General features: G+C 34.8%; 11 protein-coding genes. 8 read left to right on the top strand and 3 right to left on the bottom strand.

Features of this window, described 5'->3' with window-relative positions:
* The 6 genes from SVZ03_14830 to SVZ03_14805 form a co-directional block, all read left to right on the top strand.
* Positions 1-113 (top strand): IS5/IS1182 family transposase (locus SVZ03_14830; protein ID MDY6935486.1); only part of this gene is annotated, 113 nt, incomplete at its 5' end.
* A 50-nt stretch (positions 114-163) separates the two neighbouring features.
* Positions 164-406 (top strand): YdeI/OmpD-associated family protein, encoded by a 243-nt coding sequence (locus tag SVZ03_14825; protein ID MDY6935485.1) that lies wholly within the window; start codon positions 164-166, stop codon positions 404-406.
* 245 nt (positions 407-651) lie between these two features.
* Positions 652-1221, top strand: coding sequence for an AmmeMemoRadiSam system protein A (gene amrA, locus SVZ03_14820; GenBank protein ID MDY6935484.1), 570 nt, complete (start codon positions 652-654; stop codon positions 1219-1221).
* Between the two features lie 157 nt (positions 1222-1378).
* Positions 1379-1825: a hypothetical protein gene (locus tag SVZ03_14815; protein ID MDY6935483.1), complete on the top strand. Its 447-nt coding sequence runs from the start codon at positions 1379-1381 to the stop codon at positions 1823-1825.
* Positions 1826-1969: 144 nt separating this feature from the next.
* Positions 1970-3919 carry a tetratricopeptide repeat protein gene (locus tag SVZ03_14810; GenBank protein MDY6935482.1) on the top strand — a complete coding sequence of 650 codons (1950 nt, stop codon included), beginning with the start codon at positions 1970-1972 and terminating at the stop codon, positions 3917-3919.
* 5 nt (positions 3920-3924) lie between these two features.
* Positions 3925-5529 carry a SpoIIE family protein phosphatase gene (locus SVZ03_14805; protein MDY6935481.1) on the top strand — a complete coding sequence of 535 codons (1605 nt, stop codon included), beginning with the start codon at positions 3925-3927 and terminating at the stop codon, positions 5527-5529.
* A 78-nt stretch (positions 5530-5607) separates the two neighbouring features.
* Here SVZ03_14805 and SVZ03_14800 read toward each other — a convergent pair whose 3' ends face one another.
* From SVZ03_14800 to argF, 3 genes are all read right to left on the bottom strand, one after another.
* The gene (locus tag SVZ03_14800) at positions 5608-5931 is read right to left on the bottom strand and encodes an STAS domain-containing protein (GenBank protein MDY6935480.1); all 324 of its coding nucleotides are present in this window, start codon (positions 5929-5931) and stop codon (positions 5608-5610) included.
* Positions 5932-6129: 198 nt separating this feature from the next.
* Positions 6130-7335 (bottom strand): argininosuccinate synthase, encoded by a 1206-nt coding sequence (locus SVZ03_14795; GenBank protein ID MDY6935479.1) that lies wholly within the window; start codon positions 7333-7335, stop codon positions 6130-6132.
* Positions 7336-7354: 19 nt separating this feature from the next.
* The gene (argF, locus tag SVZ03_14790) at positions 7355-8302 is read right to left on the bottom strand and encodes an ornithine carbamoyltransferase (protein ID MDY6935478.1); all 948 of its coding nucleotides are present in this window, start codon (positions 8300-8302) and stop codon (positions 7355-7357) included.
* Between the two features lie 451 nt (positions 8303-8753).
* On the opposite strand from argF, the gene SVZ03_14785 reads away from it, so the two are divergent.
* Positions 8754-9209, top strand: coding sequence for a hypothetical protein (locus SVZ03_14785; GenBank protein MDY6935477.1), 456 nt, complete (start codon positions 8754-8756; stop codon positions 9207-9209).
* Between the two features lie 412 nt (positions 9210-9621).
* A complete protein-coding gene (locus SVZ03_14780; GenBank protein ID MDY6935476.1) occupies positions 9622-11148 on the top strand; it encodes a SpoIIE family protein phosphatase in 1527 nt (508 codons plus the stop codon).
* Positions 11149-11161 lie beyond the last annotated feature (13 nt).

The raw sequence follows: 11161 nt of genomic DNA, 5'->3' as shown, positions 1-11161 counted from the left end.
ATCGATTCCGGAGGATTCTTGTTCGATGGGAAAAAAGAGCTGATACTTTTCTTGCAATGTTGCACATCGCATGCGGAATCATTACATGGAGAGCAACTGGCCTACTGGAATAGGCTCTTAATAGATTTCGGGTATTTCTTAATAAATTTGTGGATCCATTATTATGGAAGATAAGTTTAAGAATTTAAAGAGACCACGCTACCCTATGCTTAGTTTCATTGAAGATGCTTTGAATGATAATAATCTTATGAATGAATATAAGGAAAGACCAGCATATCAACAAAATGATTATATTGGATGGATTACTATAGCTGTTCGTGAAGAAACTAAACAAAAAAGATTGAATCAAATGATAGAAGAATTGAAAGATGGCGGTCTTTACATGAAAATGAAATATAAAAGGTAAAAGAATCCATTTCAAAAAACGATTCTACAACGACCGATATGAGCTTCATTTCCCTTTTAGTCGCTTCACTCAAATTGCTCTTTCCTTAGTCGTGCTATCTCATATCGGCAAGGGATACAGGCTTATATTAGGTAGGGCTATAAAAAGAGGTACTATGATTTTACTTCCATGCATATTTTTTATAAATTGTAATCAGATACATCCCTTTTTTTAACATTAGGAAAAAATATTTATGGAGGGGTAGAGTGAAAGAGCTTAATAAAGAACAGCAAATTAAATTATTAAGGCTTGCACGAAAAGCGATTTATGTATACCTTAAAGAGAAGAAATCATTAGAGGTTGATCGGGATGAATTCTCCGAAGATATCTTTTCAATAAAATGCGGAGCCTTTGTTACTATTCATAAGGCTGGGATGTTACGAGGATGTATGGGTTATATTAAAGGCTTAGAGTCAATCCCGGAAACGATCATAAATACAGCCAGGTCCTCTGCATTTGAAGACCCAAGATTTCCTAATTTAACAGAGGAGGAGTTTAATAGTATAGATATAGAGATATCGATACTATCCCCGATTGAAGAGATAAGGAGTATCTCAAGTATTGTAGTAGGAAGGGATGGTTTGATAATATCCCAAGGTAATAGGTCAGGTTTATTGCTTCCTCAAGTCGCAACAGAGAATAATTGGGGTCTCCTAACATTTTTAGAGAATACCTGCTACAAGGCCGGTTTGAATAAGGATGCTTGGAAGTCATCGGATACTAATATTGAAAAGTTTTCTGCTCAGGTCTTTGGTGAAAAGGAGTTGGGTTTGTAGTTAGTAGAGGGTATCTAATAAGAATTACGCCTATTAGAAATATATTAATTGATATCATCTATATGTTGATATGAAATAATGGAGTAATTCCTAATGATAATATGTTAAATGCATCAATGTATCATGTTAAATATTACGCGATTGGAGAATCACTATTATGACCAAAATTTCATTATTTTTAGTATTGTCGGTATTTATTATATTTGAATCATGTAAAAGTGAGGATAGATTTGTTGAACCTAACTATGTTTTAGGGAGGTGGGCAAAATCTATTGAAAAGCTAAATTACAGAGAGTATTGCCGTTACGAGGCTTATCCCAAAACTGAGTCAGTATTTAAGAAAATGTACAAAGATTATTATATCCTGGATTTGATGACAACAGATATTGAAGAAGCAGATGAGAAGAATATACGTAAGGATCAGGAGGGCAATTCTTATCTGCATCGTGCTCTAAGTTTTGAGGGGGCTGTGGTAAATAGAAGCAATAAAAAGCCTTATCAACTGTTGAGGGGCAATGCAGTATTTATTAGATACATCGATGGAAAGAGGAAAAGGGACGGTTGGTTAATATCTAATAGGACACTTATGAGAATAGATAAGTGATGCGATTGTTCATATTAGTCTGCATAAATTTAGTGCATTTTCACTGCCTTTAATGATAGCGATTTCTGCATATGACTCCATTGACTGATGAAGATAGCAGGTTAATATAATCAGTCGACTTCCAGATGGATAAAATACTACTCAATGAGTGTAATAATTGAAAATAGAATAATTTATATAATTGTCATCATCATCCTATCCTTTACTAAAGGTATATTTGCTGAAAGTGTCAGTGAGATCAATAGTAGAGCGCAAGAATATTATGATAATAAGGATTTTGGTAAGGCAATATCTGAGTGGTTAAGAATACTAGAGATTGATCCGGATAATGAGGAAATACAGAAAAAGATTGAATTAGTATATGAAGAAAAGCATAGAAAGGATGTAGCTGCTCATAAAGCAAGACTACATCTTAAATTGGCAAAAAGGACGATGAAGAGTGATTTCGAGTATTCAAAAATAAATGCCGAGGATGCTATTAGGAATTTTATTATCGCTTATCGTATCGATCCAAATGATCCTGAATTGCGTGTGATGAAAGGGGTGATGAGAGAGTTAGATGAGAGCATTAAAATTGAGGAGAGAAAGAATAGGCTATCAGATGAAATGAGAAAGGAATATTATACTCTATTTGAGTTGGCTGAAAAGGAAATGGATTTGGAAAGATATAGTGAAGGTATTAAATATTGGGATAGGATTCTTTTTTTGGTTCCAATAGATAAAGTAGCAAAGGAGGGAAAGAGGAAAGCAGAGTTGGCCATCGCCAATAGGTTGAAGTATGAAAGGATTAAGGCCTTATTAGAATCAGGGATATCATTATTTAGGGTAAAAAAATATACAGAGGCTAAGCTGGAATTTGAACAAGCCCTGAGTATTGATCCAAGCAATATAGATGCAAAGGACTATATTAACAGAATTGAAGATATATTGAGTGAGAGAAGAAGCGATGAGTTGAAGAGGATGCATGCAGAATCCCTCTATAAATCTGGAATTGAAAACTTGAAAAATAAGAGATTTAGTGATGCTGAGGAGGATTTTATGAACATCCTTGCCCTCTTTGATAATTATAAGGATGTGGCATCAAGGCTTTCAAACATTAAAAGGCTTAGGGAGGAGTTCGAAGAACAGAATAGGGTGATGAGGCTAAAGAAAATTGATAAAGAATTTAGGAATGGCTTGCTTGCCCTTGCAGATGGAAGATATAAGGAAGCAATTATGTTTTTTGATTCTACACTATTGATGGACCCCAATAATAGATTGGCTAAAAGATACATTGAGTCTGCAAAAGAGGCGAACAGGCAGCTTGAAGAGGAGAAGGTTGATGATAATTCTCCATATTATGATGTGATAAATTCACTTGTCGTATCAGGAAAACTCCTCTACGAGCAGGGGAATTATGTTGAGTCTATGAGAAGATGGGAAAAGATACTCAAACTCTTCCCGAAGAATAGAATCGCTACCGAATATCTTTTAAAATGCAATTTGCAATCTAATCCTGAAAGCTTTAGGGAATTTTCAAAGATTATAATTAGTGAAGGCAATCGATTGTTAAAGGATAGGAAGTACAGGCTGGCTCTTGGAAAGTATGAAATGATTAAATCAATATCGTCTAATTATCCAGGCATTGATCAATTGATTGCCCGAGCCAAGGGCGGACTAAAGAGAAAAACTTTATCAAACAGAACAGATACCGTATCTTTTGGAACAGAAAAAGTTGATATCAATAAAATATATAAATTGGGATTGAGCTACTATCGAAAGGGTGGCAAGAATAATATCGAGAAGGCCCTTGTGCAATTTAAGCGAGTGGTTTCAAAAGATCCGGATAACATGAAGGCTTTAATAAATATAAATAAAATTGAAGCCCAGCTACGTATTTCTAAGGGGGGTAGAGCTGAGTCAGTTGAGAAAAAGAGGTTAACTGAGAAACAGAGACAGCTTGTGAGGATACATTATTTTAAGGGCATAAATTATTATTCCAATAATAATTTCAATAGAGCTATAGAGGAGTGGAGAAAGGTGCTGGCAATTGATCCTACCTATGAGAAGGCGAGGATAAATATTCGAAAGTGTTTTGCATTGATTAAAAGGTGAGAAATATGAATGGGAAAGGGGATAATACACATGATAAGAACAAAACTAGTGAGAATGATATCAATAAAGAAGAAAAGGATGTGAACAAATCAATAGAAGATCATACCCCAAAGGTTAAAATTGGACTTAGAATTAAATTCTCGTTGGCAATCATTATTCTTGTATCTGTTATTATCACCATAATGATTCTATATTTCATTAGGGAGGAAAGCGCCCTTCTAAAAAGGAATATAATTAGATTTGCCGAAAGGGAGATTGAGCACCTCACCAATACAGCGGTTGAATCCATTAGCCAGAAGGATGAACTTCCGCTTATTGCTGCAGTAAGGAACATTCAAAAGATTTCATCAATTAAGTATGTTTACATTCTGGATACTGATAATAGAATTCTGCAAAATTTTAATCCGGAGAAGAATGGCGTTGTTCTGGATGACGAAATCACCAAGAGTGCAAATAAATATAAGAATACGGATAAGCCACTCATTACAATCTTTCCCGATACTGAGGATATTGGTGGTAAAATTTATGATTTCTCTATGCCTGTGCTACACGCCTTATTTAAATCGAGAATAGGCACTGTGAGGCTTGGCTTTTCTGATAGACTTATTCGAGATGAAATCTCAAAAATTACAAGGACAATCATTATGATTGCGGTTGTTTTTCTTGGCATATCCATTTTTGGATCAATTGTCTTGGCAAGTATAACTATTAGACCTATTAAAAAGCTCTCTGATGGAGCATCTGTTATTGGGACTGGGGACCTGGATTATAAAATTGATATTAATACCTCTGATGAGTTGGGGAAGCTCGCTTATGAGTTCAATATAATGACAGACAAACTAAAGCAGGCTAAGGAGATGGAGATAGAGTCAAGAATTATGGAAGAGCAGTTGGAGCTTGCTAAGGAGATTCAGGAAGGGCTAAATCCTAGTAATTATTACAATAAGGATGGAATACAGATAAAGGGCTACACCAGGGCGGCAAAGGGTGTTGGTGGAGATTATTTTGATTATATTGATATTGACGATAATAGGGTGAGTGCGCTTATCAGCGATGTGTCTGGCAAGGGTATTCCCGCTTCCCTCGTTATGGTTATGATAAGAACGGTCTTTGTATCATATATCAGTAAAAAGGATGTTGAATGTGCCAGTGTGGTCAGTGCAATAAATGATTCTTTGAGCGCTGAATTTGCCATAGATAAATTCGCGACTCTGTTCTTTATGATATACGATAAATCAAGCGGTGAGTTAGCTTTTTCAAATGCTGGACATGGCCCTCTATTCTGCTATAGATCGTCGATCGATGCTTGTACCACTACTAAACTTGAAGGAGTCCCAATCGGTATAATGGAGGATGTTGAATATCAACAGACAAAGGTGAGATTGATGCCTGGTGATATCATAGTCCTATATACCGATGGCATTACTGAGATGAGAAATGAAGCTGGCGATGAATATGGAAGATTAAGACTTCAGAAACTAGTAGTCAACCATCATGATCTTGATGCAAAAGATCTTGTTGATAAGATTGTTAGTGATGTTGAGGAGTTTAAAGGGAGTGCGAATCCACATGATGATATGACAATACTTGTATTAAAAAGGGAAGTATAGTGTAAACATATCAAATTCAAAGATGAAATAATCCTTATAGAAGACTTTCTTATATTAATTGAATTATTAACTTAGGATTTATATTAAGTCATCTTCACTCTCATATATTCGGAAAAATCTATCGAGGGTAGCTAACCTGAGTATATTTAATACATCATCATGTATATTCATTAGAGCGAAATTGCCATTATGCGCCCTCATCTTTTTCTGACCTGCTACCAGTGCTCCAATTCCGGATGAATCCATATAGTTTACATTCTTCATGTCAACAATAACACTTGGGAATCGTCCATCGGTTATACTAAAAAGCGCTTTCTTGAATTCACTTACATTATATAAATCGACTTCACCGTTTACTTCGATGAGTTTATGTTCTCCGATATCTTTAAATTCAATTTCCACTGAAGCCTCCAAATGCAGATGATGTTAAATCTAAGGAAATTAACTAAGTAATTATTGTGTGTAAAGTTTTATATTATATAATAACTTGAAAAATGTCGCTTTGTAAAGCATAAAACTCATGATGATATTTTTTTTATAACTCCAAAGTAAATCCTCCCTTTGTAAATAATGAATTAACACTGAGGAGGTTTGCTATTATTATTTCTCCCTTTTACTTAATAAGGCCTCTGTTTTAGATTGTAATCCAAAGATATTTATGAAGCCAGTCGCATCCTTTTGATCATATAGTTTCCCCTCATCAAATGTTGCAATGTTTGGATCATAAAGGGAGAGGGGAGACTTTCGTCCTGTCACAATGCAATTCCCCTTGTATAGTTTAATCTTTACACTACCGGTAACATTTTTTTGAGTTTCCTTTATAAAGGCATCAAGAGATTCCCTCTTTTTAGTAAACCATTGTCCATTATAGACGAGGTTAGCATATTCAATCGCATGTTTATCCTTAAAGTGTTGTGTATCTCTGTCAAGCGTGATTGATTCAAGATCTCGATGCGCAATATGAAGAAGGGTACCAGCTGGAGTTTCATATACACCTCTGGATTTAATGCCGACTAGACGATTCTCGACGATATCTATTCTTCCAATTCCATTCTCACCGGCTATGATGTTGAGCTTTTTCATTAGATTTACGGGTGATAATCTCTCGTCATTTATTCCAATAGGTTCTCCCTTCTCAAACATTATATCCAGATAGGTCGGTGTCTCTGGTGCATTTTCCGGAGATCTTGTAAGAATGAACATACTCTCGTCAGGTTCTCTATATGGGTCTTCAAGGATACCCCCTTCATAAGAAATGTGAAGGATATTAGCATCCATACTATAGGGTTTATCCCTGGTTATTGGTAATTCAATATCGTGTTTGCTGGCATAGTCGAAGAGGAGAGACCTGGAGTTCAGATTCCATATCCTCCAAGGTGCAATTATCTTCAATTGTGGAGCCAGAGACATATAGGTCATCTCAAATCTTACCTGATCGTTCCCCTTTCCTGTAGCCCCATGACAGAGGGCATCTGCTCCCTCCCTTATGGCAATTTCAATCTGTTTCTTGGCAATAGTAGGTCTCGCAAGGGCAGTACCGAGCATATATCTGTTTTCATATATGGCGTTCGCCTTTATTGCTGGGAATACATAGTCCCTTATAAATTCCTCCTGAATATCCTCGATATAACATTTACTAGCCCCTGTTGCAACTGCTTTATCCTTAACAGAATCGAATTCATCCTTTTGTCCAATGTCTGCAACAAAGCATATTACCTCGCAGTTATAGGTCTCTATTAACCATTTTAGAATTACAGAAGTATCGAGGCCTCCTGAGTAAGCTAGAATAATCTTTTTTATATCCATTTTTGTTTCCTTATTTAATTTATTCCCCCTTAGTCATCAGAGAAGTGAGTATGGCCTTTTGAACATGCAGCCTATTTTCAGCCTGATCAAATACAATAGACCTGTTAGAATCTATAACCTCTGTATGTATCTCTTCTCCTCGATGTGCCGGTAGGCAATGCATGACCAGACAATTTGGCGCACATCTTTTCAAAAGATCGTTATCTATCCTGTAATCAGCAAATATCCTTTTTCTATTTTCTTCTTCATCCTCCTGCCCCATGCTTATCCAGACATCTGTGTAGATAAAGTTAGCTTCTCTTACCGCTTCTTGTATATTGGAAGTAACTTCAATATTTACTCCTGTCTCTGTTGATAATGCAAGCGCCCTTTTCACTATTTGAGCATCTGGAGAAAATTCTTCTGGGGATGCAATTGAGATATCTATACCTAATATTGAAGCACCTAAAAGTAGCGAATGGGCTACGTTGTTTCCATCTCCAATATATGCCAACTTTATATTTTTATAATTTTTTTCTTTTTCGTAAATTGTAAAAAAATCCGTTAATGACTGACATGGATGGAATTTATCAGTTAGTCCATTGATTACTGGAACTTGAGAATTCTTAGCTAACCTCTCAACCATTTCATGGGAGAAAGCCCTTATCATTATACCATTAACATATCGTGAAAGAACCTTTGCTGTGTCAGATATTGTTTCTCCCCTTCCAAGTTGAAGATCATTCCTGTTAAGATATAGGGCATACCCTCCTAACTGGAAAATGCCTACCTCAAAGGACACTCGTGTTCTTGTGGAACTTTTCTCAAAGATCATGGCAAGGGTTTTATCTTTCAGATAGTATTGAGTTATTCCACTTTTTAGATCCTTCTTCAATTTTTGGGATAATTCAAATATATTGAATATCTCCTCTCTTGTGAGATCAGTTATTGAGAGTAAATCCTTTGTCTTAATATATGGAATATTCAATGTTAATCTACTTCCTAAAATAATAATATTTTCTTGAAAAGGGAGTTAAACATCGAACTCAATTGAAAAAAAATAAAATCGGGTAGTTGCCCGATTTATTGAAATATTAATAATTTTCTATATACTGCATATGTCAATAAAATAATGAACTTTTAGAATAAAAAGATGATAAGATTGTCTAGTTATCCCTATCAGAGGGGCTTGCATAAATAGATTAAATTATTGTATTTTACTTTAGGAAAGAAATTTATCTCATAGAATTTGTGTAAAAATAAAACAAAAAATAAAGAAATGCTAGTTTTTCAAGGTATATTTATAAAAAATGGTTTTTTTGGGTTGACTTTGACTTAATGTATTGATAAATAATGAAATGTTTTATCTAGATCGGATACAAGTTGTTTAATCTCATTATTAATATTTTGAGATTTTTAATAATTTAAGGAGGATTTTTATGAAAAGAGTCTTATGCTGGACATTAGTGCTGATTGGTGTGGCAGCCTTCATATCATGCGGTGGGCCTAAGAGAGGGGGAATGGTTAAGGGCGATGAGTTTATTAGTGAGGGATGGGTATCAGCAGACATATTTAGGGTAACAGCAACAGGGGTGCCGAAGGAAGGGCTGACTAATAAAATCCAGCGAAGAGGAACTTCCAAAGAGGCTGCTCTAATAATGGGCCAGAAGCGAGTATTAGAGAAATTTGTTGGAGCAAGACTTGAGGGTGCAGCTGGGGCAGCGGATTATGCCTCTACTGGTATTGCAATTGCAAAGGAGTTTGGAGGAATTGTTAAAGGCGGTACAATTGTTAAAGAAACCTATGATGAAGAAGACAACTGTGAAATAATATATCAGATTGAGAAAAAGGGATTGCGTGCCAGTGTTCAGGGTGGCGCAACAGCGGTTGAATAGGAAGAAGGGATATTATTAACACAATAATATGATATCCAATAGTTAAAGAAATTTCCATTCTAATGAATGGCAATGAGTAGATATCGCTAAACCTGAATCTTATAACTCTTCCTATTTAATAATAGTGAAATAAATATAAAAATATAAAATAAAAAGCCGTAAGAATTTATCTTACGGCTTTTTATTATCCACTTCATCTGAAAATTCCAATCACATCAAAGGGGCATCTCATTCTTATTATACTAGTATTCTTCTTTACTAATAGCCAAATGTATTTTAAATTATTACTAACAATAAATGCTAAGTCACAACACTATTCATTGGGAGATATTTTGTTGAATATATTCCAATATAATTATTTGTTATATAATCGAGTAATCAATAGTATAATTAATCTAAATGGATATGGAACATGAATATTAAAGTCAAATCTATTAGCCTAAAAGTTGGATTATTATATATATTTCTGGCAATTGTAAATATGTCTTTTTTTTCTATTATGATATATGAAAATCAGATAGATCTAATTACAGAGAATACCAAATATAACGTTAAAGAATTAACCAGCATGTTAATCTCATCATTACAAAAATTTTCTGATGAAATGAAGTCAAATAGGCTGTTTAATGTAAAGAATAAAGATGAAGTAATAAGAGAAGTAACCAATATAATAAGTAAAAATGTACATGATTATGTTTTATTCACAGAGGATGGTAGAACCCTTTTTAAATCAAATTCTGATTTTTCGGTTACTAAGTCTGATGTTTTGAATGGTATAAGGGCTGTAACGAATATGGATTTCACCGGGAAGCAGTTTTACTCAAAGATTGATGAGGAATCTAATGAAATTTCATTCTATATTCCATTCAAGGTCTATTTATTGGAAGAGTCTATACTCTTTTTGAAATTTAAGATGAAGGATATCGGAGAACGGTTATCCGATCTCTATCGGCTGATTTTGGTTATAATAATCACTATAGCGGTTTTTCATATCATATTTGCGGTTATACTTTTTCGATTATTTGTAAAACCGATTCAATCGCTTCATGAGAAGAGCATAGAGATTAGTGAGGGTAATCTTTCCGCACGTGCGGATATCAAACAGGATGATGAGATAGGTCAACTTGGGGGCGCATTTAACAGTATGGCAGATTCTATTCAGGAAAAGATTACTACACTACAGAAACAGAATGAAATGATAGAATTTGAGCTAAATATAGCGGGTGAGGTTCAGCAGGTTATATTTCCAAAGCTTGAAAGCACAGAACGCTTTGACTATGCATTATACCATAATGCCTTTGGAAAAGTGAGCGGTGATTATTATGATGTAATTCCACTTCGCAATTCTCAGCTTGGATTCCTCATAGTGGATGTTTCCGGACATGGAGTGCCAGCAGCTTTAATAACGATGATTATTAAAGAGATATTTCGAAGTCAGGCTCCATACTATAAAACACCATCTCAATTATTACAACAGGTTAATTCAGAGATTACTGATTTAATGGAAATGCAGGATTCTCATATGGGTATATACTTTTCAGCATTCTATCTTATAATAGATGAGAACAACATGTTATCCTATTGTAATGCCGGACATCTTCATTCCCTTTTAATAAGAAAGAATCAGAAAAAGGTTGTAACACTCAATACAGATGGATTCTTACTCGGAATCAGCAAAGATATGAACCAGATATACGAGACGAAGATGACCAGAATTGAGAGTGGGGATAAGATAGTAATGTATACTGATGGGATTGTTGAAGCTTTTAATTTGGATAAAGAACAATTTGGAGTGAATAGAATCCTCGAATCAATACGAAAGAGCTATGTTTTATCAGGGAACCACATTGTAAAAAATATTGTGGAAGATCTTAGTAAATTCACAAATATAGAGGAATTAAAGGACGATGCGACTATCTTTTTAATTGAGGTTAAATAGGAGCGCAAAGATT

It is taken from the genome of Spirochaetota bacterium (assembly GCA_034190085.1).
Lineage (GTDB): Bacteria > Spirochaetota > UBA4802 > UBA4802 > JAFGDQ01 > JAXHTS01.
This window is presented reverse-complemented; position numbering and strand designations above follow the sequence as displayed.